The sequence below is a fragment of the Sphingobium sp. B11D3B genome (genome assembly GCF_025961735.1).
GTDB lineage: Bacteria > Pseudomonadota > Alphaproteobacteria > Sphingomonadales > Sphingomonadaceae > Sphingobium.
The window spans coordinates 2,986,855-3,011,776 of record NZ_JAOQOF010000001.1; the positions used below are offsets into that span (position 1 = coordinate 2,986,855).

Consider the following 24,922-nt stretch of genomic DNA (forward strand, 5'->3'; position numbering starts at 1 on the left):
CCCGCAATGCTTTGACGCTCTTTGATGTGGCCGCTAGGGGCTGGGACATGAGCAAGCATGCGCAAGTCATGTTCGATGTCATCGTTGTCGGCGGTGGCCATGCCGGCACGGAAGCTGCGGCCGCTGCCGCGCGCCGAGGCGCGCGTGTCGCTCTGGTAACGGCCGATCCGATCCGCATCGGGGAAATGTCCTGCAATCCTTCCATCGGCGGGTTGGGCAAGGGCCACCTCGTACGTGAAGTGGATGCATTGGATGGGTTGATGGCGCGCGCCGCAGACAGCGCCGCGATCCATCGCCGAATGCTCAATGCCAGCAAGGGCGCCGCTGTTCGCGGCCCGCGTGTCCAGGCCGACCGCCGGAAGTACCGCGCAGCCATTCAGAGTATGATCGCGGCGCAACCGGGCCTCTCGGTCATTGGCGGTGAAGTGGCGGCATTGGATGTCGGTCCTGCCGGGGCTTTGAGCGGGGTTGTGCTCGCGGATGGACAGAAGCTGGGCGGACAGGCCGTTGTCCTCACGACCGGAACATTTCTGGGCGGCCTGATGTTCAGGGGCGCGGAGCGAGTTGTCGGTGGGCGGATCGGTGAGCATGCCGCGAGTGCCTTGGCTCAGCAGTTGCGAGACCTCGATCTACCAATGGGCCGCCTCAAGACGGGCACACCGGCCCGTCTGGATGGACGCACCATAGATTGGGTCCGTTTGGCGGAGCAGCCGTCAGACCTCGACGCTTGGTCGATGTCCTATCTAGGCTTCGGTGATAGCGAACAGCTGCCGCAACTTCGCTGCGCCATCACCCGGACCAACGCCGAGACCCATCGCATCATCCGGGATAACCTCGGCCTTTCACCCTTGTTCTCGGGCGATATTGAGGGGCGGGGACCACGCTATTGTCCCTCAATCGAGGACAAGATTGTCCGCTTCGGAGACCGGGAGGGCCATCAGGTCTTCCTCGAGCCCGAGGGTCTGGATGATCATCTTGTCTATCCCAATGGCCTGAGTTCGTCCCTGCCGACGGACGTGCAGATTGCATTTCTCCGATCCATGGACGGGCTGGAGCAAGTCGAGGTCGCCGTGCCAGGATACGCGGTCGAGTATGACCATATCGACCCGCGCGCTCTGGATCGGACCCTTTCGCTCCGCGCCATGCCTTCGCTCTTTCTGGCCGGTCAGATTAACGGCACCACCGGCTATGAGGAGGCGGCGGCACAGGGCCTTGTCGCTGGTGCGAACGCTGCCGCTCGTGCGCTTGGTCTTGAGCCGTTGCTGCTTGACCGGGCGGAAAGCTATATTGGCGTTCTTATCGACGATCTCTGCCTGCAGGGGATCACCGAACCCTACCGAATGCTGACCGCGCGCGCCGAATTCCGGCTGCGACTGCGGGCAGACAACGCTGCAACGCGCCTGACGCCGACGGCCGTTCGACTTGGCTTGGCCAGCGCAGCCCGAACGACCTGGTGGCACCAGCGAGAAGAAGCACGCGTGGCACTCGCTGTCGTGTTGGAGAAGCTGGTGTCCGGCACTGATTTACGCGCGGCAGGGGCAGATGTTCGCGACGACGGCGTCCGCAGATCCCTCGCTGAGTGGGCTCGTTTCCCGGCAGTGACGCGCGGGCACCTTGCCAAATATGCGCCGGCCCTCGAAACGGGAGAAGACGGCCTTGTTGAGGAGCTTCTGCAGGATGCGATCTATGCGCCTTACGTCGAAAGGCAGGACGCGGAAGTGAGGGCCCTCCGCGCCAATGATGCCATCGCGCTGCCCGCCGAGCTCGATTTTTCTGCGGTCGGCGGTTTGAGCACAGAGATGGTCGAACGGTTGACCCTTGCGCGCCCCGAGACGCTTGGTGGTGCCGCCCGGATCAGGGGAATTACGCCGGCAGCTTTGGCCGCGCTGCTCGTCGCAGCGCGGACGGGCCGCGCCGGATGACGGAGGAAGAGGCGCAAGCGTGGCTCTCCGATCAAGGCTGGTGGGATGATCCAACCGGGGATAGGCTGCGGACTTTTGTGGACCTCGTACTGGAAGAGGCCGACCGGCAGAATCTCATTTCTGTTGGGACCAAGGCATCCATTTGGGCGCGGCATGTTGTAGACTCCGCCCAGTTGCTAACTCATGCAGTATCCGCTCAAACGCCCGCCGATGGACTGTGGCTGGACCTCGGAACCGGCGCTGGGTTTCCGGGCCTAGTTATCGGCTGCTTGCGCGCGGCGCCGATTCGTCTCGTAGAGGTCCGTCCGTTACGAGTCGCTTTCCTCAAACGCTGTGCCGAGTCTCTCGGCCTCGATCACGTGGAGGTCGTTCAATCCAGGGTGGAATCGGCCCGATTTGATCGGCCCGCTGCCATTATCAGCGCCCGTGCTTATGCGCCTTTGGATCGACTGCTGACCACAGCGCATCATTTGGCGGACGAAAACACCATCTGGCTGCTCCCCAAGGGCCGGAGCAGTGAGAAGGAACTGGAAATTGTCCGGCCGCACTGGCAAGCTGTGTTTCACGTGGAACAAAGCGTCACGGACGCCGAAAGCGCCATTCTAACAGTCCGCCAGCTGAAAAAAAGTTTCCCGGTTAGAGCGACCGATAAAAAGCCGGTCAGTTCGAGACGGAATGGCAAGAGGCGCAGGGCGATAGCAACGTCGGCGAGGCCAAAAGGACAGTCATGATCAGCATTGCAATCGCGAACCAGAAAGGCGGCGTTGGCAAAACCACCACGGCGATCAATCTCGCTACTGGCTTGGCTGCCACTGGTCACCGTACTCTGCTGATCGATCTTGATCCGCAGGGCAATGCCTCCACGGGGATGGGGGTCACGACGAAGGATCGCGCGCGGTCCAGCTACGATCTTCTGATGGGGGACTGTGAGCTTGACGATGCGGTCATTCGGACGGTCGTACCAGGCTTGGACCTCATTCCCGCCACGCAGGATCTCTCAGGGGCGGAGATCGAACTAATCGATGTCGAGCAACGAACTCACCGTCTCGCCAACGCTCTGAACAATGCGGAAGCCGGTCGTTGGGAAGTCTGCCTGATCGACTGCCCGCCGTCGCTCGGGTTGCTAACGGTCAATGCCATGGTCGCGGTGCAATCGATCCTTGTGCCGCTGCAATGCGAGTTCTTTGCCCTTGAGGGCCTGTCGCAGCTGCTGCAGACCTTCGAGCGCATTCGGGCGCGGTTCAATCCGGACCTCTCGATCCTCGGTGTGGCGCTCACGATGTACGATCGCCGAAATCGGCTGACCGATCAGGTCGCAGACGACGTGCGTGCCTGTCTCGGCGACCTCGTGTTCAAGACGGTCATCCCGCGCAACGTGCGCCTCTCAGAGGCCCCCAGCCATGGGTTGCCCGCCCTTATCTACGACATGCGCTGCGCCGGATCGGAAGCCTATATGGCGCTCGCGCGCGAACTGATCGAGAAGCTTCCCAAGGAGACCATAGCGGCATGAGCGACGCAGATGTACCCGGCAAGCCGCGCCGTTTGGGGCGCGGTCTTTCTGCCTTGCTGGGCGAAGTTGAACGCGATCTCTCTGTGTCGGAAGAAGGCCGGGCTGGGGCTGATAGCGGTACGGCAGGCGATACGGACAGGCCCAAGGCAGTACGCTTCCTTGAAATTGTCCGCGTGTCGCCGCATCCCGATCAGCCGCGGCGACATTTCGACGAAGGTGCCCTCTCTGAACTCGCAGACAGCATCCGTGAGCGGGGAATCATCCAGCCGATCGTCGTCCGTCCGCTTGGGAATGATCGCTATCAGATCGTCGCGGGTGAGCGGCGCTGGCGCGCTGCGCAGAAGGCGCAGCTTCACCAGATTCCGGCAATCGTCCGCGATTTCACCGAGGCAGAAACGCTCGAGATTGCGCTGGTTGAGAACATCCAGCGAGAGGAGCTGAACCCTATCGAGGAGGCGCAGGCCTATCAGCGCCTGATCAATCAGTTTCACCATACCCAGGACGCCTTGGCCCGGATCGTCGGCAAATCCCGCAGCCATATTGCAAACCTGATCAGGCTGCTCGATCTGCCGGAGCCTGTCCAGGAGTTGGTGATGACCGGGGCCCTGTCCATGGGTCACGGGCGCGCCCTTATCGGCTCCGCCGATTGCGCGGAACTGGCGAAAGATGTCGCCTCCAAGGGCCTGTCTGTTCGCGAAACAGAGCGTTTGGTTCGCTTGGCACGTGAAGGAAAATCGGCGCCGCGTGCTGAGGCACGAGCTGATTATGGACGTGATCCCGATCTGATCGCCATGGAACAGCATCTGTCGGATCTGCTCGGCCTGCGCGTCGGCATCAATCATGAGGGCGGGAAAGGCACGCTGACCCTGCAATATTCCAGCCTCGAACAGCTGGACATGATCTGCCAGAAGCTGACCGGCGGCGGTTTCTAATCGCTTCCTTCGGGCGTCAGCGCCGCTTGGCCAGCGCGTCGAAAGCCTGAAGGTCGCGCAGAAGCGCTGGCAGGTCGCGCAACGGCACCATGTTCGGGCCGTCGCTCGGCGCGCGGTCAGGGTCTTCATGCGTTTCGATGAATATGGCCGCGACGCCGATTGCAACCGCAGCGCGCGCCAGCACGGGCACGAAGCGTCGTTCGCCGCCTGAGCTTTCTCCCCGTCCGCCCGGTTGCTGGACACTGTGGGTGGCGTCGAAAACGACCGGGCAGCCCGTCTCCGCCAGAAGCGGGAGCGCCCGCATGTCGCTGACCAAAGTGTTATAGCCAAAGCTCGCGCCGCGTTCGGTCAGCATGACCTGATCGTTTCCGGCGCTGCGCAGTTTGCGGACGACATTCGCCATGTCCCAAGGGGCCAGAAACTGGCCCTTCTTGACGTTGACGACGCGGCCTGTTGCGGCAGCAGCCAGCAAGAGATCGGTCTGGCGGCAGAGGAAGGCCGGAATCTGGAGGACATCCACCACCTCAGCGACTGGCGCGCATTGCGCCGCATCATGCACATCAGTGATCACCGGGCAGCCGAACTGCGCTTTCACCTCTGCAAACACATCCAGCGCTTGGGCTAGGCCGATGCCGCGCTGCGCATCCACGGAGGTGCGGTTCGCCTTGTCGAAGCTGCTCTTGTAGATGAGCGGCATTCCAAGCGCGCTGGTCATCTCGACAAGGGCCTGCGCCGTCTCCAGCGCATGCGCCCGCGATTCCATCGCGCATGGCCCGGCGATCAAGGCGAGAGGGCGGTCATTTGCGATGCGCATCTGCCCTATGGTGATGCTGCGCGGTGCTGTCTGTGTCATGCATTCCGCATAGCTGGACTGCGCGATCCCGCAAAGCCTGCGCAGCGCCCACGCATCACAGGGGAGGCTGGCCGTTTATCCCTTCTGCTCCCAGACAGGCGGCGAGACCCCTGCGATAATCTGGAAACCGCGGCTCCCAGCCGAGCAGGCGTTTCGCCTTGCCATTCGCGACACGCCGGTTCTCGCTATAGAAAGCCCGTGCGGCCGGAGACAGGCCCGCATCTTCCAAAGATTGCATGGGCGGGACAGGAAGGCCGAGGAGGGCACAGCCGAACGCGATGACGTCATTCTGAGAACAGGGCATGTCGTCGGCGAGATTATAGATGCCGGAAGGCCCAGCCATGCCTGCCAGTACGCCAAAGACAATATCTTCCACGTGGACTCGGCTGAATATCTGGTCTGGCAGATCGATTCTGCGGACCCGGCCTTCGCAAATCCGGTCCAGAGCGCTGCGCCCCGGGCCGTAAATGCCGGGCAACCGAAACGCCCGAACGCGTGCGCCAAGCTCCTGCCACGCTAGATCGGCAGCGGCGCGTGCATTGCGCCGGCCTTGGCCGACGGGTGCGCTTTCATCCACCCATGCGCCGCCGGTATCCCCGTAGACTCCGGTCGAGGACAGATAGCCGATCCAACCGGCAGGCGCTTCTTCCAGCAAGGCACCATAGCGCTGCAGCACTGGATCGCCTTCGTCTGTCGGAGGAACAGAGGACAGGATGTGGGTCGCCCGGCGCATGGCGTTCGTGACCGCCGCGTCGTCATCGAATGCGATCGTGCCGGCACGCCCGGTCGCCTCGACTGTCCAACCGCGCGATCGGAGCGCCTCGGCGAGCCGTGTGGCGGTGTAACCCAGTCCAAAGATCAGCATGTGGGGCATCAGGTCGATTTCCGCATATGGCTGCCCCTAATGGGCAGCCCCCCAGCTCGATCCGGTGCCAATTTCCACGCCAAGCGGCACGGTGAGGGTCACCAGCGGCTCTGCGGCGCTGGCCATGACAGACCGGATGATCGGCGTGGCCGCCGCCACATCGTCTTCCGGCAGTTCGAACACCAGCTCGTCATGGACCTGCAGCAGCATCTTCACCCGGTCCAGTCCGGCATCCCGAAGAGCCGGACCCATGCGCACCATTGCGCGCTTGATGATGTCTGCGCTGGTCCCCTGAATAGGGGCGTTGATCGCGGCGCGCTCCGCCCCCTGGCGGACGTGCTGCACCGGCGACTTGATCTGGTTGAACCAGGTCTTGCGGCCGAACAGCGTGGTCGTGTGCCCCGTGGAACGCACCTTCTCAAGCGTCTCATTGATATAGGCCGAGATGCCGGGGAAGCGGTCGAAATAGCGGCTGATCATGGCCTGCGCTTCGTCCGCGTCGATCTCCAGACGGGCCGCCAACCCCCAGCGAGAGATGCCATAGAGAATAGCGAAGTTTATCGTCTTGGCCCGCGCACGCGTCTCGCGGTTCATCTCGCCGAACAGCTCCTGGGCGGTCGCGGCATGAATATCCTCGCCGCGCAGGAAGGCGTCCCGCAACTGCGGCACATCTGCCATGTGCGCCGCGAGGCGGAGCTCGATCTGGCTATAGTCCGCAGCCAGGATCACATTGCCCTGTTCGGCAATGAAGGCATCGCGAATCTGGCGACCGGTTTCGGTGCGGATCGGGATGTTCTGTAGGTTCGGGTCGGTGGAGGAGAGGCGGCCGGTCTGCGCGCCGGTCAGCGAGTAGCTGGTGTGGACGCGACCGGTATTGCGGTTGATCTGGGCCTGCAGGGCGTCGGTGTACGTCGATTTGAGCTTGGAAAGCTGGCGCCAGTCCAGCACCAGGCCGGCGATCTTGACGCCATCCGCCTTCATCCGCTCGAGCACGGTCACATCCGTGGAATAAGCGCCGGACTTGCCCTTCTTGCCGCCCTTAAGACCCATTTTCTCGAACAGAATCCCGCCCAGCTGTTGGGTCGATCCGATGGCAAAGGGCTGCCCGGCCTCAGCGTGAATCTCTTCTTCCAGCCGCGCCATTTCCTGCGCGAACCGGCCGGAGAGCCGGGAGAGATGATCCCGGTCCACCTTGATGCCGCTGCGCTCCATGCCGGCGACCACCGGAATGAGCGGGCGATCCACCAGCTCATAGACCCGGGTCGCGCCTTCTTGGGCGAGGCGGGGCTTGAATCGCGTCCACAGCCGCCAGGTCACGTCCGCATCCTCACCGCCATAGCGTGTGGCGGCATCGAGCGGCACCTGCGCAAAGCTGATCGCTTTCTTACCCGTACCGGTGACGTCCTTGAAGCTGATGCACGTATGCTCAAGCACCGCGTGCGCAACCTCATCCATGCCGTGGCCGGCAAGGGACTGCCCGGCATCGAGATCGAAGCTCATCACCAGCGTGTCGTCGAAGGGCGCGACGGACAGCCCGTGACGGGCCAGCACGTTGAGATCATATTTGATGTTGTGGCCGATCTTCAGCACGCTCGCATCGGCAAACAACGGGCGAAGGCGGGCGATGGCGTCCGCCATGGGAATCTGCGGCGGCGCTTCGGCGAACATGTCGTCGCCGCTGCGGTGGCCCAGAGGGATATAACAGGCCGTGCCGGGGGCGGTGGCGAGGCAGATGCCGACCAGATTGGCAGCCATGCTATCGAGGGAATCCGTCTCCGTGTCGATGGCGATGATGCCGCTGGCGTAGGACTGCGCGATCCACGCATCCAGCCGCTCCAGCGTCGTCACCGTTTCGTAGCTCTCGCAGTTGATCGGGGGCAGGGGGATGAAATCCGGCGTCGTCGGGTCCAGCGCGGCGTCCACGACCGCCTCGGCAACGGGATCCGCCGTTTGCCGGCCCGGCGCATGGCTGGCCATGCGGGCCAGCAGCGCCTTGAAGCCCTGATCCTCAAGAAAGGCGCGCAGCGGCTCGGCGGGGATGCCATCCAGCTTGAGATCATCAAGCGCGTGCGGCAGCGGCACTTCGCAGTGGAGCGTCACCAGTTCGCGCGAGAGGCGGGCGAGCTCGGCATGCTCGATCAGCCGCTCCTTGAGCTTGGATGGCTTCATGTCCGGCGCTGCGGCGAGCACCGCATCCAGGTCGCCATATTCCCCGATGAGCTTCGCAGCGGTCTTCGCGCCGACGCCGGGCACGCCGGGGACATTGTCGACGCTGTCGCCCATCAGGGCCAGCACATCGCGCAGCTGCTCGGGTGCGACGCCGAACTTGTCCTGCACATAATCGGGGCCGCGGCGCTCGTTCTTCATGGTGTCGAGCATGTCCACGCCCGGCTGGATGAGCTGGGCCAGATCCTTGTCGGAGGAGACGATCGTCACGTCCCAGCCCTGCGCCACCGCCTGGCAGGTGTAGGTGGCGATGATATCGTCGGCCTCGAATCCCGCTTCCTCGATGCAGGGCAGCGAAAAGGCGCGGGTCGCCTCGCGGATCAGCGGAAACTGGGGGATCAGGTCTTCCGGCGGCGGGGGGCGATGGGCCTTGTACTGATCGTAAAGATCATTGCGGAAAGTGTGCGAGCCCTTGTCCAGGATCACCGCGAGATGGGTCGGCCCCTCCTCCTTGTCCAGCGCGTCGGCGAGTTTCCAGAGCATCGCCGTATAGCCATATACCGCGCCGGCGGGCGTGCCATGGCGGTTGGTGAGCGGTGGAAGCTGGTGATAGGCGCGAAAGATGTAACTCGAGCCATCGACGAGATAGAGATGATTGCGGGAAGCCATGCGAAGCGGGATAGCGCGGCCACGGCCGGGAGGCCAGCGCCGATCAGGCTCCATCCACGGCGAGGCGCCCCAGAGCCGGGTCATCGGTGAAGAAGCCATCCACCCCAAGCGACAGGTAGCGCCGGATCTCTGCCACCGAGCCAGCCTCATGCCGGGCATTCTCGCCACCGGGACCGCGCAGCTCGCCGGGCAAGAAGCGGTTCTCGGGCCGGAAGGTATAGAGGTAGACGCGCAGCCCCGCGGCATGAGCATCGGCGACAAGGCGGGCCGGCTTGGCGAGGCGGCCTTCGGCGTCCAGCGGCATGACCGAGCGCGAGGAGGGGCCGATGGCGTCGGCATAATCGGCAATGGCGGCGAGCCCGGCTGGGGATGCCATGTCGCCATAGGTTGTCTTCAGTCCGTCGAGGGCGGCGTCGGCGGGCTGGCGGTCGAAGGTCTCGAACAACTGGAGCAGCTGGATGTTCGTCGGCCGACCGATTTTCTGCCGAATGGCGCGCAGATTGGTGGTTTCGAAGGACTGAATCACGATCGGGCAGCGGCGCGTATAATCGTGGCCGGCCAGCGCACTGAGCAGGGCGTCTTCAAGCGGCAGGCCGATGCTGGCGAAGTAGGTGGAATGCTTGATTTCCGGAATCAGGCCGATCGCCTTGCCTCGCGTGCCCGCCTGAACCGCGACGAAGGCGATGATCTCGTCCAGCGTCGGGATGGGGAACCGGCCGTCGTAGCTTTGGCTTTCCGGGCGGATCGCACCCAATCGCTCGACGGCACGCAGGGTCTTGAGTTCCGCCAGCGAAAAATCCTCGGTGAACCAGCCGGTGACCGCCTCGCCATCGATCTGCTTTGTGGTCCGGCGGTCTGCAAATTCTGGGCGCTTTGCCACATCGGTGGTGCCGCCGACCTCGTTTTCATGTCGCGCAACGAGCACGCCGTCGCGCGTCATCACCAGGTCCGGCTCGATGAGATCCGCGCCGTCCGCAATGGCCCGGCCATAAGATTCCAGCGTATGCTCGGGCCGCAGGGCGCTCGCGCCGCGGTGAGCGAATACGAGAGGCTGGTTGCCGTCGAGCGTCTGAGCGCGCCCCGTCTCTCCGCCGAGAGCAGGGGTCGCCAAGGCCGCGACGCCCAGACCGATGGCATCCCTTCGGGTCAACATTCCACCTCCATCGCGAGAGTCAGGACGGGCACGAGCCTATGCGTCGTGCTGGCGCATCTTCGTGATAGGACGATGGCGCTCATTTTGCCTCCTGCCCTCGCGCCCGTTGCCTGATTGGACTTGCCGCGATAGGAGGCCCCCAAGAAAAATCCGGATCACGTAATCGAAGGAGCCGGCCGTGGCAGGCCATAGCAAATTCAAGAACATCATGCACCGCAAGGGCGCGCAGGACAAGAAGCGCTCGGCCATGTTCTCCAAGCTCTCGCGCGAGATCACCGTCGCGGCCAAGATGGGCGCGCCGGACCCGGACATGAATCCGCGTCTGCGGCTGGCGATCAACGCGGCCAAGGCGCAGTCCATGCCCAAGGACAACATCCAGCGCGCGATCGACAAGGCGAGCAAGGGCGACGCGGAGAATTACGAGGAAGTGCGCTATGAGGGCTATGGCCCGGGTGGCGTGGCGATCATCGTCGAAGCGCTGACCGACAACCGCAATCGCACCGCGACCAACGTCCGCACGGCTTTCTCCAAAAATGGGGGCAATCTGGGCGCGTCCGGCGCGGTGAGCCACGGGTTCGATCGGATGGGCCTGATCACCTATCCGGCCTCCGTCGGCGATCCGGACGCCATCTTCGAAGCTGCGCTTGAAGCGGGCGCGGACGATGTATCGTCGAACGACGATGAACACGAGATCTGGACGGCCATGGATGCCCTGCACGAGGTCGCCAAGGCGCTGGAGGACAAGCTCGGCGCCGCAGCGAGCGCCAACCTCGCGTGGAAGCCGCAGACCACTGTGGAACTGGACGAGAGCAATGCCGGCACGCTGCTCAAGCTCGTCGACGCGTTGGATGATGACGATGACGTTCAGACCGTCTGGGGCAATTACGAGGTTCCCGACGACGTGATGGAAAAGCTGGGGTGATCGCCCGCATCTTGCGGTCATGATCATTCTGGGTCTCGACCCCGGCCTTGGCACCACGGGCTGGGGCCTGATCCGTGCGCAGGGCAATCGCCTGTCTCATATTGCCAATGGCCAGATCCGCACGGCAGCGAGCGATGCCTTGCCCGCCCGGCTGGTGGCGCTCGATGCGGCGCTGGCGGCACTGATCGCGGAACATCGGCCGGCGGAAGCGGCGGTCGAAGAGGTGTTCATCAACACCAACCCGCAATCGACCCTCAAGCTGGGGCAGGCGCGGGGTGTTATTTTGCTCGGCGCCGCGCGCACCGGCATACCGGTCGGCGAATATGCAGCCCGGCTCGTCAAAAAAGCCATTGTGGGCGTGGGCAATGCGAGCAAGGATCAGATCCACGCCATGGTGATGCGGTTGCTGCCGGGAACGAGCGTGGTCGGTCCTGATGCAGCGGATGCACTTGCCGTCGCCATCACCCATGCGCATCTTCGCGCCAGTCGGCGGCTCGAACGAGGCGAGTGAGGTCGGACAGCGGTCCCCGTGCGGGATGGCCGTCCTGTCGTTTTAGAAGGAGTTGGGCATGAAGTCGGCCCTCAGGCTTGGCGCAATGGCGATGATCGCGAGCGGCGTTGTGGCTGCACCCGCAGCGGCCGAACTGCCGCCATCGGTCAAGGCCATGCTGGATGCCGCCATCGCAAGCGGGGATGCCGGGGCGCTCGCCACCGTCGCGCGCTTTGCCAAGCAGACGCATCCCGACAATGCCGCGGAGATCGACGAGAAGATTCAGGCGCACAAGGCCGCCATTGATGCCGAGCGGGAAGCCCGGCTGAGGCAGGCGAGCTTCTTTCACGCCTGGTCAGGCAGTGGCGAACTGGGCGGCTTTATCACCACCGGCAATACCGAAAGCTCCGGCATCAGCGCGGGCCTCTCGCTCGAACGGCGCGGGATCGACTGGTTGCACAAGTTCCGCGCCAATGTCGACTATCAGCGCAGCGATGGCGTCACGACGCGCAACCAGTGGCTGGCGAGTTATGAGCCCAACTTCACCCTGAACGACGCGATCTACGCTTATGGGCTTGCGACCTACGAGAAAGACCGGTTCCAGGGCTTTTCGGACCGCACCACGGCCTCAGGCGGCGTCGGTGTGCGGCTGGTGCGGCAGGCCGATTTCAGTCTGGACATCAAGGGCGGGCCGGCTTGGCGGCACACCGTCGGGATCGACGAGCCCGATACGACTGAACTCAACACGCTGGCCGCCGCCGATCTGCGCTGGCAGATTTCACGCGCCTTCGAGCTCAAGAACAATGCCCAGGCGGTGTGGAGCTCCGGCAATAGCAGCTATGCGAACACCACTGGCCTCACCGGCAAGCTCAACGGTTCGCTCTCCGCGCGCCTCTCTTATGCGGTGCGCCATGAGACGTCGCCGCCCGCAGGCTCGGAGATGACGGATACGATTACGCGCGCGACGCTGGTCTACGATTTCTGACGCGCGCCTCGCTGCTGCCAGCGTCAGGCCTTGCCCCAGAAGAGGAACGCCACCGCGCCGATGAGGCAGGCCAGGGCACCGAAATGGCGCCAGTGGAGCGGTTCACCCAGAAAGGTGACCATGAAGACGCCGAAAACGGTTAGCGCGATGACTTCCTGCGTGATCTTGAGCTGGCCGGCGCTCCAGCCGCTGGCATAGCCGATGCGATTGGCCGGCACCGCAAAGCAATATTCAAAAAAGGCGATGCCCCAGCTGATCAGGATGACCAAGGCGAGCGGTTTGCTCATGCCGCCCTTGAGATGCCAGTACCAGGCCGTGGTCATCAGGATGTTGGAGGCGAGCAGCAGCGCGATCGTGGGCATGAAGCCCAAATGGCAGGTTCGCCGTGGGAAGGCGATGGGGAAAATACGCCGCTCGGGAGCGTGATTTTCCCCCGCGTGCCTATCGCGCGACCATCGTGCTCCGCGCGATCCGAACGACCAGTGGGACCATGCCGGGATAGTTGGCCCGATCATAGGTCGACCCCGCGCCCAGATGCTGCGCGATCCGGCGATGGGCCTCGCCCAGCGCATGATAGGGCATGCTCGGCAGCAAATGGTGAAGCGCGTGATAGCGCAGACCGACCGGTGCCCAGAGCGCGGCCAGTGGCGCGGGTGGCGGCACATTGACGGAATCGAGGAACTGGCCGGTCACCGTCATCGTCTCGCCTTCATTCTCCCAGAGATGGGCGACCAGCGTGCGGAGCTGATTGGCGACCATCGCCACCGAGAGGATCGCAAGATAGGTGAGCAGCGGACGCCAGCCGAGCAGCGGAACGCTGGCGATGAGCGCCATCGACCAGAGGCTGGTCCCGGCTTCCTGCCAGGCCCACATCCGCGCAAAGTCACCCTCCGGCGCCCGGCGCCGATAATCGGGATTGATGGAGAGGGCCGAGTAGCGCTCCACGATGAACCGGCGGAGCGGCGGGACGACGAGGCTGAGCGGTGCCAGCACGCCGAAGCGGACGATGAACGCCACCGGGGCTAGAGCAGCCACGAGGATGAACAGCGGCAGGCTCCACGGCTTCATCAGCGCAAGCGGCAGATATTCCGGGTCATCGATGGTGCCATAGCGCGTCTTGGCATGATGCTGGGTATGCACGCCTTCATAGAGGAAGGAGGGGAACAGCAAGGGAATACCGATCAGCAGGTTCCACGTGAAACGAAAGCCCGGCAGCGCACCTGCCCGGATATGCGTCAGTTCGTGGATGAAACTCGTCGCCCGATACAGTGCGAGAGCGGAAATCAAGCCAGCGAGGGCCACCACCCAGCCTTGCGAGGCCAGCATCGCCAGCGCCATGGCAGCATAGCCGACCAGCGCGGAAGCCAGAAAATCAGGCCAGTAAATGCCCGGCCGCGCGGTCGCCAGATCGCGCGTCAAATCCACGGCGGCGCGGAGCATCGCCATGTCATCGGGCGTGGTTGCCAGCGCAGGGCCCGCTGCGGCGGGGGCCTTGCCGGCTGGCGCGGACGGCGCGGCGTCCAGTCTCTGGTCGATTGCGGTCATGCAAAGGGGTCCTATCGGTCGAATGAGCACAGATCATGGCAGCAATGTGATTTTGTTCTGCCGCCACGGCGCGCGGCTTGACAAATCCGCCGCCAGTTCCGCAGTGCTGTGCCCTCTCAGCAGCGCTTCATCGTCGAAGCGCGGGACAGGGGTATCGCCGTGACATCAGCCGATTTAGTGATCACTCCCGTCTCCGGCAAGGCCGACATGGCGGCGTTCATCGATTTGGCATGGACCATTTATGCCGATGATCCCCATTGGGTGCCGCCGCTGAAGAGCGAAGTGCGCGGCCTGCTGACACCGGGCAAGAACCCGTTTCACGAACATGCCGAGCATCAATATTTCCTCGCGCGGCGCGGCGGCAAGGCCGTCGGGCGCATCAGCGCGCATATCGATCATCTCGCCATTTCCATGCCTGCCGAGCAGGGCATGGGGCCGGGGACAGGCAATTTCGGCATGTTCGAAGCCATGGATGAAGCAACCGCGCACGCGCTGATCGCGACGGCGGAAGGCTGGCTGCGCGAGCGGGGGATGACCCGGGTGCTCGGCCCGATCTCGCTCTCCATCTGGGAGGAGCCAGGCCTTCTCGTAAAGGGCTTCGACCATTCCCCGACGGTGATGATGGGCCACAACCGGCCGGAATATCGCGCGTGGATCGAATCGGCCGGCTATGCCCCTGCCAAGCAGCTCGATACTTATGAGCTCGACATCACGCAGGAATTTCCGCCGCTGATCCAGCGGATCGTTCAGTCCGGCGAGCGCAACGAGCGCATTCGCATTCGCCATGTGGATAAGAGCGAGTTCGACCGGGATGCAGCGATCATCCTGCATATTCTCAACGATGCCTGGGGGCGCAACTGGGGCTTTGTGCCGATTACCGACCATGAGGTCGCGCATTTCGGCAAGGCGCTCAAGCCGCTGGTGTTCGAGGACCTGATTCGCATTGCCGAGCTGGATGGCGAGCCGGTGGCCTTCATGATGACGCTGCCTGACATGAACGAAGCGCTCGCCCGCCTCAACGGCACGCTCTTCCCCTTCGGCTGGGCAAAGCTGCTCTGGTGGCTGCGTAAGCCCAAGGTCCGCACCATGCGGGTGCCGCTGATGGGCGTGGTCCAGCGGCTCCAATCCTCGCGCATGGCGAGCCAGCTGGCCTTCATGATGATCGAATATATCCGCCGCGATGCCATCACCCATTATGGCGCGACGCGTGGGGAGATCGGCTGGATCCTCGATGATAATCAGGGCATGAAAGCCATTGCCGAGGCGATCGAGAGCCGCATCAACCGCAGCTATGTGATCTACCAGAAGCCGCTTTGACCGCTTCGCTAATCCGTACCGGCAACCCCTCTCTTGCGCGCAGGGGACTGCCGGGCCTAGGGACGGGCAAGGCCCTTATCGGAGACGCGCCATGTTGCGGCAACTGACCCCATCCCTATTCGTCGCCCCGCAGATCGATGCGGATGTCGTGGCGCAGGCTGCGGCGATGGGCGTCTCGCTCATCGTGAACAACCGACCCGAAGGTGAATCGGCGGACCAGACCTCCGGCGACACGATCGAGGCGGCGGCGCGGGCGGCGGGGCTCGATTATGTCGCCATTCCCGTCTCGCATAGCGGCTTTGCGCCCTGGCAGCTCGATGCGCTGGATGAGGCACTCGCGAAGAATGGCGAGGGCAAGGCGCTCTGTTATTGCCGCTCCGGCACCCGCAGCACGCTGCTTTGGGCTTTGGCAAGGGCACGGGCCGGCGACTCGCCCCATGTCCTGGCCGAGCAGGCGGCGGCGGCGGGCTATGATCTCTCGCCGATTCGCGAGATGATGCACGCACTGGCCAGCCAGAAGGGGTGACTGACCCCGCCAGCGCTCCTGTTCAGAACGCGAGGCGCAGCGCCGGCCAGAGCAGCATCAGCACGCCGATCATGCTGATGCCGAACACCATCGTCCGCACCACCGGAACCCCTGCAGCATAAAGCGGCAGATAGACGATGCGCGCGCCGAGCCAGAGCGCGGCGCCGATGGCCGTCCATCGATCGAACAGGCCAAGCTGCGCATCGATGAGGATGGCGATGGCGACGATCGGAAAGGTCTCGAAATAATTTGCCTGCGCCCGCGCCAGCCGCCCGACGAGCGGTCTGGGCTCGGGCAGTGACTGATCGCGCGCGCCGACGTTCCAGGCGGTGCCATATTGCGCGGTCTTCGCCCGCACGGCAGCGAAGATGTGAACGAGGGCAAGCAGGCAGCCCCAAGCCAAAATGATCAGTTCAATCGGCATCGTGCAGTCTCCTCATCGGGCGTCTTGCGTGGGACGAGGAATAGGACGGTTAGGCGCGAAATGAAATTGCCGCCTTGTCGGCAAGGCGATCGTCAGCTTGTGGACCGTTCGATCAAAAAAAGGCCGGCGCTTTCACGCCGGCCCAGGGATGTTCGCAGGAGGAACAACGGACGGCGGGGACCTTTCGCCCCCCGCCGAATTCGGATCAGTTGTAAGCGCGCTCGCCGTGCTCGCCGAGGTCGAGGCCTTCCTGCTCGACTTCGGTGCTCACCCGCAGGCCGGTGAGGGCCTTGGCGATGAACATGGCGATGATGGTGCCGACGGTGGCGATGACGATCGTGGCAAGCACGGCCGTGATCTGCGTGACCAGCTGGCCGCCCATCGCATAGTCGGCGCCACCAGGGCCGCCGAGCGAGGGCGAGTAGACCACTGCGGTGCCGATGGCGCCGATGATGCCGCCCACGCCGTGGATGCCGAAGGCGTCCAGTGAGTCGTCATAACCCAGAGCCGGCTTCACCTTCGCGACGAAGAAGTAGCAGACGATGGAGGCAACGGCACCGAGAACGATGGCACCGAACGGACCGGAGTTGCCCGCAGCGGGTGTCACGGCGACGAGGCCGGCGATGATGCCCGAGCAGAAGCCGAGTGCCGAACCCTTGTGGCCCATCACGCGCTCGGTGAGCATCCAGAAGAGACCGGCCGAGGCGGTGGCGACGAAGGTGTTGATCATGGCGAGAGCCGCAGAGCCATTGGCCTCAAGCGCCGAACCGGCGTTGAAGCCGAACCAGCCGACCCACAGCAGGCCGGTGCCGACCATGGTCAGCGTCAGGCTGTGCGGGGGCATCGGCTCGCTGGGGAAGCCCTTGCGCTTGCCGAGGATGAGGGCGGCGACCAGTGCGGAAACGCCCGCATTGATGTGCACCACCGTACCGCCGGCGAAGTCCAGAGCACCCATGGCGAAGAACACGCCGCGCGCTTCCCAGACCATGTGGGCGACCGGGAAGTAGACGATGGTCAGCCACACGATGGCAAAGACCATGATGGCCGAGAACTTCATGCGCTCGACGATGCCGCCAAGCACGAGGGCGATGGTGATCGCGGCGAAGGTCATCTGGAAGCTGACGAACACATATTCCGAGATCACTTCAGACGTGAAGGTCGCGGCGGTCGAATCCGGCGTGATGCCAGCAAGGAAGAACTTGCCCCAGCTGATGAACTGATTGCCTTCAGGACCGAAGGCGAGGCCGTAGCCGTACATCACCCAGATGAGCATCGCGAGCGCCGCAACGGCGCCGATCTGCGTCATGGTGGCGATCATGTTCTTGGAGCGCGTCAGGCCGCCGTAGAACAGGGCGAGGCCGGGCAGGATCATGAGGAGAACGAGGACGGTGGACGTCATCATCCATGCGTTGTTACCCGGATTGGGAACGGCAGGCGCGGCTTCCGCTGCGGCTTCCTGCGCCCATGCGGGCAAGGCGGCGAAGAGCGAAAGGCCCAGAGCCCCCGCCGCGCCGCAGAATGTCTTGAAAGGTGTCATGCGTTACCCCCTTTAACTTACAGCGCGGTTTCGCCGGTTTCGCCGGTGCGGATGCGGATGGCCTGCCCCACGTCGAGGACGAAGATCTTGCCATCGCCGATGGCGCCGCTGTTGGCGGCCTGCTGCACGGCTTCCACAACACGCGGCGCGAGGGCATCGTCACAGACGACCTCGACCTTGATCTTCGGGACCATGTTGGTGGAATATTCCGCACCGCGGTAGATTTCGGTCTGGCCCTTCTGGCGGCCAAAACCCTTCACTTCACTTACTGTCATGCCAGCCACGCCCAGCGCAGAGAGAGCTTCACGCACCTCGTCCAGCTTGAACGGCTTGATGATTGCCATAATGAGTTTCATCTCTTGCGCCCCCATTGGTTGCAGGGGAATGCCAAGCAAGAGCTGTGCCAAATCATAAACGAGGCGTTAAAGCGGTCGGCAGTCGGGCCTCGCTGAGGCGGTTGCCTCAAATTGAGGCGGCACGTGTGGGCAGTGCTTAAAAAGTACGCACAGACCGTTCGCAGTTATCATGTAGATAGGGCTTCGAGGCCCAGCGACGTCAGATCGAGCGGGAGCGGCCCTGCGGATAACTGCCCAGCAGACGGACCCATTTGCTGTGGAACGCGAGTTCCTCCAAAGCGCGGTCGACAGCGGGATCGCCGGGCATCCCCTCGATATCGGCGTAGAATTCCGTCGCCGAGAAGCTGGCGCCGCGCTGATAGCTCTCCAGCTTGCTCATATTGACCCCGTTGGTCGCAAAGCCGCCCATTGCCTTATAGAGCGCGGCGGGGATGTTTTTCACCTCGAAGAGGAAGCTCGTCATCACCGGCCCGTCGCGCGAGGGCATGATCGCATCGCGGCCCAGCACGACGAAGCGCGTCATGTTGTCGCTGCTGTCCTCGATCTTCTCATCATGGATCGTGAGACCATAGAGTCGCGCGGCGAGCGAGGGCGCAATCGCCGCTGCGCCGGGCTCGCGGACCTCGGCGACCAGCGCGGCCGCGCCGGCGGTGTCGGCATAGACGATCGGGCGGATGCCACGGCTGCGCAGATATTTCCGGCACTGCCCCAGCGCCTGCACATGACTGAGTGCGCTGACCGGCGGCGTATCGTCGGCGCTCATCAGGCTGTGGTGGATGGGGAGGAAATATTCGTCGATGATCGACAGGCCGGATTCGGGCAGCAGGAAGTGCATGTCCGCAACCCTCCCGTGCAGCGAATTCTCGATGGGAATCATCGCGCGGTCGGCACGGCCATCGCGCACGGCATCCAGCGCGTCTTCGAAGCTGAAGCAGGGCAGGGGCAGGCCGTCCGGCGCAAAATCCATCACCGCCAGATGCGAATTGGCGCCCGGCGCGCCCTGAAAGCTGATCGCACGCTCAGGCGCGCGCGCGGCGGCGTACGTCATCTCGGCGACAAGGCGCTGCGCGGGGAGTGGGTAAGTGTCCATGATGGCCGCTGCGCTTAGGGCTTTGGGCCTTGCCGCGCAAGGCGCCCACGTATGTGTCGCGATGTAGGGCTTCCGACAGGCTTGCACCCGCGCAATGCAGTGATTAAGGGGAGCGCCGACGGGCACCGGCAGCGCCGCGATTGAGGAGGTCGCGCGTCGGGTAGATTTCTGGAGATTGAGGGCGCATGAGCGATCGTTTCAATACCATTGCAGGCTGGGCACTGTTTGGCGGCATCATTGCGCTTGGCAGCGGCATTGTGAGCAGCAAGCTGTTTCACGCCGAGCGTCCCGAGCCGATGGGCTACGCGATCGAGGGCGTTGAGGCGGAAGGTGAGGGCGGTGCGTCCGGTCCTTCGCTGAACACGCTGCTCGCCTCGGCGGACGTGGCGGCCGGTGAGAAGGTCTTCGCCAAGTGCGTGGCCTGCCACACGGTCAATCAGGGCGGCGCCAATGGCATCGGCCCCAACCTCTGGGCCATTGTTGGCGATCCGATCGGCCATGGCCGTGGCGGCTTCGCTTTCTCGGATGCGCTCAAGAAGGTGGGCGGCAATTGGACCTTCGAGCAGCTGGATCACTGGCTGACCTCGCCGCGCTCCTTCGCCAACGGCACCAAGATGAGCTTCGCCGGTCTCAGCAAGCCTGAAGATCGCGCCAATTTGATCGCCTATCTGAACACGCAGGGCTCGAACCTGCCTCTCCCGGCCGCTGATGCACCGGCCGAGGCCGCTGCGGCAGAGGGCGGTGCCGACAATGCAGCCGCTGCAGGCAATGCGGCGGAAGCGGGCACTGAGGGCGCTGCCGCCAACGCTGCGACGCCGCACGAATAATCTCGTTAGCCAGAGCCCGGCTTGGGTTCGGCCAAATATTCAAGCAGGCGCGGGGCAACCCGCGCCGCTTTTGTTATCGGGCCCGCTGTTATCAGCGAGCGGACGGGCGATGACCTCAGCAGCCCGGCTGGCTATCCGCATAAAAGCTCTCGACCACGGCCCAGCCTTCTTCTGCCGTTTCGACCCAGCTGATCAGATCGAGATCGCGCGGGCTGATTACGCCTTCCTCGGCCAAAGCCTCGAAATTCACGACGCGCGTCCAGAAGTCCTTGCCGAACAGCAGGATGGGGATGCGCTTCATCTTGCCGGTCTGCACCAGGGTGAGCAGCTCGAAAAATTCGTCGAACGTTCCGAAACCGCCGGGAAACACTGCCAGCGCGCGGGCGCGCAGCGTGAAGTGCATCTTGCGCAGCGCGAAATAGTGGAACTGGAAGGATAGATCCGGCGTCACATAGGGGTTGGGCGCCTGCTCGTGGGGCAGCACGATGTTGAGTCCGATGGTTTGCGCGCCGACGTCAGCCGCGCCCCGATTGGCCGCCTCCATGATCGAGGGGCCGCCGCCCGAACATACGACGAAGTGATGGCAGCCAGCCTCGTTCGGCGGACATTGCGCCGCGATTCGCGCCAGCTTGCGGGCTTCCTCATAATAACGCGCCTTCTCGGCGAGACGCTCGGCGACTTTCCGGGCGCGCTCGTCGGGCGCGGCGTCGATCAGCGCCTGCGTGGCCTCTGGCTCAGGAATGCGCGCCGAGCCATAGAAGACGAAGGTCGAGGCGATCTTTGCTTCATCGAGCAACAGCTCCGGCTTCATCAACTCGAGCTGGAAGCGGACCGGCCGCAGGTCTTCCCGCAGCAGAAACTCGTTGTCCTGGAAGGCCAGCTTGTAGGATTTGCTTTCCGTCTGCGGGGTGGGGATGATCCGCTTGGCATCGACGGCTTCTTCGCGGGCACGGCGAAACTTGCTTTCGCGCACTGTAGGCTGGTCTGTCATCCAGTGGCGCTAGACGATTTCGGTGGAGAAGAAAACCGGCGGGTTCAACGGCAAAAACTGCCCCGCCCGCCCATGTCGAAATGGAAATGGTCGCGGTGGGCGCTGTTATAGTCCGGGCCGAGCACGGTGCGGAATCGCTTGCACGCGCTCTGGTGGAGGACCCGCAGGAACTGAGCATGGGTGCTCTCGCCCTGCCAATCGTTCACCAGGCTGATTCGGCGCCCGTCGGCCAGCACGAAGGCGGAAATGTCCACGGCATTGGCGTGGGCATGTTCGCTGCGCTTGCCGGCGATAGTCCCGCCCGTGCCACGGACATCGCGACAGGCATAAGTGCCGAAGGTCTCGACGCGCACCACTTCGCTGCGCAGATAGAGTCGCGCGGCGGGGCGCACCGCATATTGCACCCAGGCCGCGAAATTGGCGGCGAGGGGGCAGGTCATCGGCCCCAGATTCGCCACCGGCGTGCCGATCTCCAGCAGGCGGATGGTGTCGATTGTCGTGCAGCCGCCGCCGCGATCCTGATTGGGCAGCGGCTCGAACCGGACCTTCGCGGTCAAGAGGCGCGCCGCGCACATGCGATAGCTCTCGCTGTTCGGCATTGTGCGTTGTGCGGGCGCTGCGGCGCCCGGCGCCCTTACACCCGTGCGCGGGCTGGGGCGGTCGGCGCAGGCGGCAAGACTGGTGACCAGCAGCAGGCCGACCAGCCTGCGCATTCCCGCCCTCAATCCGACCGATGACGCCCAATGGATCATGGCGCCGTTTATCACGCATCGCAGCTGAACAAAACCTAGACGGTGCAAGGGGATGCCTCGACCGCCGCGCGCGGTCTGGCGCATGTCCGCCCAAGCTCCGTTCAGCCCGGGCGAGGCACGCCGGTCCCGATCTTAGCCCGATCTTACATTGACACCCGTCTGCAAATCTCTATGGCCGCCGGCGGGCCACGCGGTCCCAACGCCGCGCGTGCTCTCTGCAAGGAGACGCATACCATGACTGACGTTACGAAGCCGGCGACCACGCCGGCCCGCCCCCATTTCTCGTCCGGCCCCTGCGCCAAGCCGCCCGGCTATGATCCGGCGAAGCTGGCCACGCAAGTGCTCGGACGCTCCCACCGCTCAAAGCTCGGCAAGGATCGCCTCGCTTATTGCATCGCCCTGATGCGCGAGCTGTTGAACCTGCCCGAGACGCACCGCATCGGCATCGTGCCCGGCTCCGACACTGGCGCCTTCGAGATGGCAATGTGGACGATGCTGGGCGCTCGCCCGGTTACGACGCTCGCTTGGGAGAGCTTCGGTGAAGGTTGGGTCACCGATGCCGCCAAGCAGCTCAAGCTCGATCCGACGGTTCTGCGCGCCGATTATGGCCAGATCCCCGATCTGAATGCGGTCGACTGGTCGAATGACGTGCTCTTCACCTGGAATGGCACCACTTCGGGCGTGCGCGTTCCCAACGGCGACTGGATCGCCGACGACCGCGAGGGCCTCTCCTTCGCGGACGCGACCAGCGCCGTGTTCGCCTACGACCTGCCTTGGGACAAGATCGACGTGGCGACCTTCTCCTGGCAGAAGGTGCTGGGCGGTGAGGGCGGCCATGGCGTGCTGATCCTCGGCCCGCGCGCTGTCGAGCGGCTTGAGCAGTACACGCCGAGCTGGCCGCTGCCCAAGGTGTTCCGCCTGATGTCCAAGGGCAAGCTCGCTGAGGGCGTGTTCAAGGGCGAGACGATCAACACGCCGTCCATGCTGGCGGTCGAAGATGCGATCTTCGCGCTCGAATGGTCCAAGACCATCGGTGGCGCCAAGGCCCTCATCGCCCGCGCGCAGGCCAATGCCGATGCGCTCAATGCCATTGTGGAATCGCGCGACTGGCTCGGGCATCTCGCTGCCGATCCGGCGACCCGCTCGATCACCAGCGTATGCCTCACCGTCGAGGGCGCCGATGCCGACTTCATCAAGAAGATGGCCTCGCTGCTTGAGAAGGCGGATGCCGCCTATGACGTGGCGGGCTATCGCGACGCCCCGGCTGGCCTGCGCATCTGGTGCGGCGCCACGGTCGACACCGCGGACATCGAGGCGCTCGGCCCCTGGCTCGACTGGGCCTATGCCGAGACCAAGGCCGCGCTGAGCGCGACTGCCGCCTGACCCCCGCTTTCCGGTGCTCCTGTGAAAGCAGGAGCCCAGGGCCCAGCAGCATTGCCATCCCGCCCTGGGCCCCTGCTTTCGCAGGGGCACTGTCTCTCTTTGAAGGACAGTAAAATGACCAAGCCCAAAGTTCTCATTTCCGACAAGATGGACCCGCAGGCCGCGCAGATTTTCCGCGAGCGCGGGTGCGAGGTGGACGAGATCACCGGACTGAAGCCCGATCAACTCAAGGAAATCATCGGCAAATATGATGGTCTGGCGATCCGCTCGGCCACCAAGGTGACCAAGGAAATCATCGACGCCGCGACCAATCTTAAGGTCATCGGCCGCGCCGGCATCGGCGTCGACAATGTCGATATTCCCTACGCCTCGGCCAAGGGCATCGTGGTGATGAACACGCCCTTCGGCAACTCGATCACCACCGCCGAACACGCCATCGCCCTCATGTTCGCCCTCGCGCGCCAGCTCCCGGAGGCCGATGCCTCGACGCAGGCCGGCAAGTGGGAGAAGAACCGCTTCATGGGTGTCGAGGTCACCGGCAAGACGCTTGGTCTGATCGGTGCCGGCAATATCGGCTCCATCGTCGCCAGCCGCGCGCTGGGCCTCAAGATGAAGGTCGTTGCCTTCGACCCGTTCCTGACGCCTGAGCGCGCCATCGAAATGGGCGTGGAGAAGGCGGATCTCGATACCCTGCTGGCCAAGGCGGATTTCATCACGCTGCACACGCCGCTGACCGACCAGACCCGCAACATCCTCTCGGCCGAGAATCTGGCGAAGACCAAGAAGGGCGTGCGCATCATCAACTGTGCGCGCGGCGGCCTGATCGACGAGGCGGCGCTGAAGGCCGGTCTCGACAGCGGCCACATCGGCGGCGCGGCGCTGGACGTGTTCCAGACCGAGCCGGCGACGGACAGCCCGCTGTTCGGCACGCCCAACTTCATCTCGACCCCGCACCTCGGTGCGTCCACCAGCGAAGCGCAGGTGAACGTGGCGCTGCAGGTCGCCGAGCAGCTCAGCGACTATCTGCTGAGCGGCGGCGTCACCAACGCGCTCAACATGCCGAGCCTGTCGGCTGAGGAAGCGCCCAAGCTCAAGCCCTATATGGCGCTGGCCGAGAAGCTGGGCAGCCTGGTCGGCCAGCTTTCGCGCGACGTCATCCCCCGGATCTCGATCCACAGCGAGGGTGCGGCGGCCGAGCTCAATCAGAAGCCGATCGTCTCGGCCGTTCTCGCCGGCTTCCTGCGCACGCAGACGGACACGGTGAACATGGTCAACGCGCCCTTCCTCGCCCGCGAGCGCGGCATCGAGGTGCGCGAGATCAAGACCGAGCGCGAGGGCGACTACAGCACCCTGATCCGCGTCTCCGTGAAGACCTCGCAGGGCGAGCGCTCGGTGGCCGGCACGCTGTTCGGCAACGGCGCGCCGCGTCTGGTCGAGCTGTTCGGCATCAAGGTCGAGGCCGATCTCGATGGCACCATGCTCTACATCGCCAATGTCGATGCGCCGGGCTTCATCGGTGGCGTGGGTGGCATTCTTGGCGAGGCCAAGATCAACATCGGCACCTTCCACCTCGGCCGTCGCGAGGCCGGTGGCGAGGCGATCCTGCTGCTCTCGGTCGACGAGACCGTGCCGCAGACGCTGGTCGATAAGATCTGCGCCCTGCCGAACGTGCACCGGGTCTGCCCGCTCAAGTTCTAAATCACGGCC

24 protein-coding genes are annotated in these 24,922 nt (G+C 64.1%); 12 read left to right on the top strand and 12 right to left on the bottom strand.

Annotated features, from left to right (window positions below; genetic code table 11):
* The first annotated feature begins 47 nt into the window (after positions 1 to 47).
* Genes mnmG through M2333_RS13825 form a run of 4 tightly spaced genes read left to right on the top strand, consistent with a single transcriptional unit; the run spans position 48 to position 4,364 of the window.
* A complete protein-coding gene (gene mnmG, locus M2333_RS13810; RefSeq protein ID WP_264612158.1) occupies positions 48 to 1,922 on the top strand; it encodes a tRNA uridine-5-carboxymethylaminomethyl(34) synthesis enzyme MnmG in 1,875 nt (624 codons plus the stop codon).
* On the top strand, positions 1,919 to 2,653 hold the full coding sequence (rsmG, locus tag M2333_RS13815) for a 16S rRNA (guanine(527)-N(7))-methyltransferase RsmG (RefSeq protein ID WP_264612159.1): 735 nt from the start codon (positions 1,919 to 1,921) through the stop codon (positions 2,651 to 2,653). The genes mnmG and rsmG overlap by 4 nt, the downstream gene beginning before the upstream one ends.
* Complete coding sequence (locus tag M2333_RS13820; protein WP_264612160.1) at positions 2,650 to 3,432, top strand: ParA family protein; 783 nt, start codon at positions 2,650 to 2,652, stop codon at positions 3,430 to 3,432. Before rsmG ends, M2333_RS13820 begins: the two co-directional genes overlap by 4 nt.
* Positions 3,429 to 4,364, top strand: coding sequence for a ParB/RepB/Spo0J family partition protein (locus M2333_RS13825; protein WP_264612161.1), 936 nt, complete (start codon positions 3,429 to 3,431; stop codon positions 4,362 to 4,364). Before M2333_RS13820 ends, M2333_RS13825 begins: the two co-directional genes overlap by 4 nt.
* Positions 4,365 to 4,380: 16 nt before the next feature.
* Here the strand turns inward: M2333_RS13825 and kdsA are convergent, their stop codons facing one another.
* The 4 genes from kdsA to M2333_RS13845 are packed head-to-tail and all read right to left on the bottom strand — an operon-like array spanning position 4,381 to position 10,070.
* Positions 4,381 to 5,217, bottom strand: coding sequence for a 3-deoxy-8-phosphooctulonate synthase (gene kdsA, locus M2333_RS13830; protein WP_264612162.1), 837 nt, complete (start codon positions 5,215 to 5,217; stop codon positions 4,381 to 4,383).
* A gap of 55 nt (positions 5,218 to 5,272) precedes the next feature.
* Complete coding sequence (locus tag M2333_RS13835; protein ID WP_264612163.1) at positions 5,273 to 6,091, bottom strand: SDR family NAD(P)-dependent oxidoreductase; 819 nt, start codon at positions 6,089 to 6,091, stop codon at positions 5,273 to 5,275.
* Between the two features lie 27 nt (positions 6,092 to 6,118).
* Complete coding sequence (gene polA / locus M2333_RS13840) at positions 6,119 to 8,917, bottom strand: DNA polymerase I (protein ID WP_264612164.1); 2,799 nt, start codon at positions 8,915 to 8,917, stop codon at positions 6,119 to 6,121.
* A 43-nt stretch (positions 8,918 to 8,960) separates the two neighbouring features.
* Positions 8,961 to 10,070, bottom strand: a complete 1,110-nt coding sequence (locus M2333_RS13845) for a glycerophosphodiester phosphodiesterase family protein (protein WP_264612165.1) — start codon at positions 10,068 to 10,070, stop codon at positions 8,961 to 8,963.
* A 178-nt stretch (positions 10,071 to 10,248) separates the two neighbouring features.
* On the opposite strand from M2333_RS13845, the gene M2333_RS13850 reads away from it, so the two are divergent.
* The 3 genes from M2333_RS13850 to M2333_RS13860 are packed head-to-tail and all read left to right on the top strand — an operon-like array spanning position 10,249 to position 12,467.
* Positions 10,249 to 10,992 carry a YebC/PmpR family DNA-binding transcriptional regulator gene (locus M2333_RS13850; RefSeq protein WP_181561084.1) on the top strand — a complete coding sequence of 248 codons (744 nt, stop codon included), beginning with the start codon at positions 10,249 to 10,251 and terminating at the stop codon, positions 10,990 to 10,992.
* A gap of 19 nt (positions 10,993 to 11,011) precedes the next feature.
* Positions 11,012 to 11,503 carry a crossover junction endodeoxyribonuclease RuvC gene (ruvC, locus tag M2333_RS13855; RefSeq protein WP_181561085.1) on the top strand — a complete coding sequence of 164 codons (492 nt, stop codon included), beginning with the start codon at positions 11,012 to 11,014 and terminating at the stop codon, positions 11,501 to 11,503.
* A gap of 58 nt (positions 11,504 to 11,561) precedes the next feature.
* On the top strand, positions 11,562 to 12,467 hold the full coding sequence (locus M2333_RS13860; RefSeq protein ID WP_264612166.1) for a YdiY family protein: 906 nt from the start codon (positions 11,562 to 11,564) through the stop codon (positions 12,465 to 12,467).
* A 23-nt stretch (positions 12,468 to 12,490) separates the two neighbouring features.
* On the opposite strand, the gene M2333_RS13865 is transcribed toward M2333_RS13860, so the two are convergent.
* Both M2333_RS13865 and M2333_RS13870 read right to left on the bottom strand, forming a co-directional pair.
* On the bottom strand, positions 12,491 to 12,829 hold the full coding sequence (locus M2333_RS13865; RefSeq protein WP_264577726.1) for a DMT family protein: 339 nt from the start codon (positions 12,827 to 12,829) through the stop codon (positions 12,491 to 12,493).
* A gap of 79 nt (positions 12,830 to 12,908) precedes the next feature.
* Complete coding sequence (locus M2333_RS13870; protein ID WP_413716500.1) at positions 12,909 to 14,012, bottom strand: fatty acid desaturase family protein; 1,104 nt, start codon at positions 14,010 to 14,012, stop codon at positions 12,909 to 12,911.
* Positions 14,013 to 14,219: 207 nt separating this feature from the next.
* On the opposite strand from M2333_RS13870, the gene M2333_RS13875 reads away from it, so the two are divergent.
* Both M2333_RS13875 and M2333_RS13880 read left to right on the top strand, forming a co-directional pair.
* Complete coding sequence (locus tag M2333_RS13875; protein WP_413716530.1) at positions 14,220 to 15,329, top strand: N-acetyltransferase; 1,110 nt, start codon at positions 14,220 to 14,222, stop codon at positions 15,327 to 15,329.
* A gap of 91 nt (positions 15,330 to 15,420) precedes the next feature.
* Positions 15,421 to 15,855, top strand: coding sequence for a TIGR01244 family sulfur transferase (locus M2333_RS13880; RefSeq protein WP_264612168.1), 435 nt, complete (start codon positions 15,421 to 15,423; stop codon positions 15,853 to 15,855).
* A gap of 22 nt (positions 15,856 to 15,877) precedes the next feature.
* Here M2333_RS13880 and M2333_RS13885 read toward each other — a convergent pair whose 3' ends face one another.
* The 4 genes from M2333_RS13885 to M2333_RS13900 all read right to left on the bottom strand — a co-directional run bounded on the left by M2333_RS13885 (position 15,878) and on the right by M2333_RS13900 (position 19,262).
* Positions 15,878 to 16,279, bottom strand: a complete 402-nt coding sequence (locus tag M2333_RS13885; RefSeq protein ID WP_264583869.1) for an MAPEG family protein — start codon at positions 16,277 to 16,279, stop codon at positions 15,878 to 15,880.
* 205 nt (positions 16,280 to 16,484) lie between these two features.
* Positions 16,485 to 17,816, bottom strand: coding sequence for an ammonium transporter (locus M2333_RS13890; RefSeq protein WP_264612169.1), 1,332 nt, complete (start codon positions 17,814 to 17,816; stop codon positions 16,485 to 16,487).
* A 17-nt stretch (positions 17,817 to 17,833) separates the two neighbouring features.
* The gene (locus tag M2333_RS13895; RefSeq protein ID WP_181561093.1) at positions 17,834 to 18,172 is read right to left on the bottom strand and encodes a P-II family nitrogen regulator; all 339 of its coding nucleotides are present in this window, start codon (positions 18,170 to 18,172) and stop codon (positions 17,834 to 17,836) included.
* Between the two features lie 199 nt (positions 18,173 to 18,371).
* Complete coding sequence (locus M2333_RS13900) at positions 18,372 to 19,262, bottom strand: prephenate dehydratase (RefSeq protein WP_264612170.1); 891 nt, start codon at positions 19,260 to 19,262, stop codon at positions 18,372 to 18,374.
* A gap of 185 nt (positions 19,263 to 19,447) precedes the next feature.
* Here M2333_RS13900 and M2333_RS13905 point away from each other — a divergent pair, with 185 nt between their 5' ends.
* The gene (locus tag M2333_RS13905) at positions 19,448 to 20,089 is read left to right on the top strand and encodes a c-type cytochrome (RefSeq protein WP_264577720.1); all 642 of its coding nucleotides are present in this window, start codon (positions 19,448 to 19,450) and stop codon (positions 20,087 to 20,089) included.
* Between the two features lie 115 nt (positions 20,090 to 20,204).
* Here M2333_RS13905 and M2333_RS13910 read toward each other — a convergent pair whose 3' ends face one another.
* Together M2333_RS13910 and M2333_RS13915 are read right to left on the bottom strand one after the other, a co-directional pair.
* Positions 20,205 to 21,080, bottom strand: coding sequence for an LOG family protein (locus M2333_RS13910; RefSeq protein ID WP_264612171.1), 876 nt, complete (start codon positions 21,078 to 21,080; stop codon positions 20,205 to 20,207).
* Between the two features lie 44 nt (positions 21,081 to 21,124).
* Positions 21,125 to 21,793 (bottom strand): extensin family protein, encoded by a 669-nt coding sequence (locus M2333_RS13915; RefSeq protein ID WP_264612172.1) that lies wholly within the window; start codon positions 21,791 to 21,793, stop codon positions 21,125 to 21,127.
* Positions 21,794 to 22,066: 273 nt separating this feature from the next.
* Between M2333_RS13915 and M2333_RS13920 the strand changes: the two genes are divergently transcribed.
* Both M2333_RS13920 and serA read left to right on the top strand, forming a co-directional pair.
* Positions 22,067 to 23,215 (top strand): phosphoserine transaminase, encoded by a 1,149-nt coding sequence (locus tag M2333_RS13920; protein WP_264612173.1) that lies wholly within the window; start codon positions 22,067 to 22,069, stop codon positions 23,213 to 23,215.
* Positions 23,216 to 23,329: 114 nt separating this feature from the next.
* On the top strand, positions 23,330 to 24,913 hold the full coding sequence (serA, locus tag M2333_RS13925) for a phosphoglycerate dehydrogenase (RefSeq protein WP_264612174.1): 1,584 nt from the start codon (positions 23,330 to 23,332) through the stop codon (positions 24,911 to 24,913).
* Positions 24,914 to 24,922 lie beyond the last annotated feature (9 nt).

Bases quoted from the DNA above. Each gene is read 5' to 3' on its own strand.
- M2333_RS13920 (WP_264612173.1), top strand. From the start codon at position 22,067: ATGACTGACGTTACGAAGCCGGCGACCACGCCGGCCCGCCCCCATTTC.
- rsmG (WP_264612159.1), top strand. From the start codon at position 1,919: ATGACGGAGGAAGAGGCGCAAGCGTGGCTCTCCGATCAAGGCTGGTGG.
- M2333_RS13895 (WP_181561093.1), bottom strand. From the start codon at position 18,172: ATGAAACTCATTATGGCAATCATCAAGCCGTTCAAGCTGGACGAGGTG.
- M2333_RS13820 (WP_264612160.1), top strand. From the start codon at position 2,650: ATGATCAGCATTGCAATCGCGAACCAGAAAGGCGGCGTTGGCAAAACC.
- M2333_RS13835 (WP_264612163.1), bottom strand. From the start codon at position 6,091: ATGCCCCACATGCTGATCTTTGGACTGGGTTACACCGCCACACGGCTC.
- mnmG (WP_264612158.1), top strand. From the start codon at position 48: ATGAGCAAGCATGCGCAAGTCATGTTCGATGTCATCGTTGTCGGCGGT.
- M2333_RS13825 (WP_264612161.1), top strand. From the start codon at position 3,429: ATGAGCGACGCAGATGTACCCGGCAAGCCGCGCCGTTTGGGGCGCGGT.
- M2333_RS13910 (WP_264612171.1), bottom strand. From the start codon at position 21,080: ATGACAGACCAGCCTACAGTGCGCGAAAGCAAGTTTCGCCGTGCCCGC.
- M2333_RS13875 (WP_413716530.1), top strand. From the start codon at position 14,220: ATGGCGGCGTTCATCGATTTGGCATGGACCATTTATGCCGATGATCCC.
- M2333_RS13870 (WP_413716500.1), bottom strand. From the start codon at position 14,012: ATGACCGCAATCGACCAGAGACTGGACGCCGCGCCGTCCGCGCCAGCC.
- ruvC (WP_181561085.1), top strand. From the start codon at position 11,012: ATGATCATTCTGGGTCTCGACCCCGGCCTTGGCACCACGGGCTGGGGC.
- M2333_RS13885 (WP_264583869.1), bottom strand. From the start codon at position 16,279: ATGCCGATTGAACTGATCATTTTGGCTTGGGGCTGCCTGCTTGCCCTC.
- M2333_RS13915 (WP_264612172.1), bottom strand. From the start codon at position 21,793: ATGCGCAGGCTGGTCGGCCTGCTGCTGGTCACCAGTCTTGCCGCCTGC.
- kdsA (WP_264612162.1), bottom strand. From the start codon at position 5,217: ATGACACAGACAGCACCGCGCAGCATCACCATAGGGCAGATGCGCATC.
- M2333_RS13845 (WP_264612165.1), bottom strand. From the start codon at position 10,070: ATGTTGACCCGAAGGGATGCCATCGGTCTGGGCGTCGCGGCCTTGGCG.
- M2333_RS13900 (WP_264612170.1), bottom strand. From the start codon at position 19,262: ATGGACACTTACCCACTCCCCGCGCAGCGCCTTGTCGCCGAGATGACG.
- M2333_RS13890 (WP_264612169.1), bottom strand. From the start codon at position 17,816: ATGACACCTTTCAAGACATTCTGCGGCGCGGCGGGGGCTCTGGGCCTT.
- serA (WP_264612174.1), top strand. From the start codon at position 23,330: ATGACCAAGCCCAAAGTTCTCATTTCCGACAAGATGGACCCGCAGGCC.
- M2333_RS13865 (WP_264577726.1), bottom strand. From the start codon at position 12,829: ATGCCCACGATCGCGCTGCTGCTCGCCTCCAACATCCTGATGACCACG.
- M2333_RS13905 (WP_264577720.1), top strand. From the start codon at position 19,448: ATGAGCGATCGTTTCAATACCATTGCAGGCTGGGCACTGTTTGGCGGC.
- polA (WP_264612164.1), bottom strand. From the start codon at position 8,917: ATGGCTTCCCGCAATCATCTCTATCTCGTCGATGGCTCGAGTTACATC.
- M2333_RS13880 (WP_264612168.1), top strand. From the start codon at position 15,421: ATGTTGCGGCAACTGACCCCATCCCTATTCGTCGCCCCGCAGATCGAT.
- M2333_RS13860 (WP_264612166.1), top strand. From the start codon at position 11,562: ATGAAGTCGGCCCTCAGGCTTGGCGCAATGGCGATGATCGCGAGCGGC.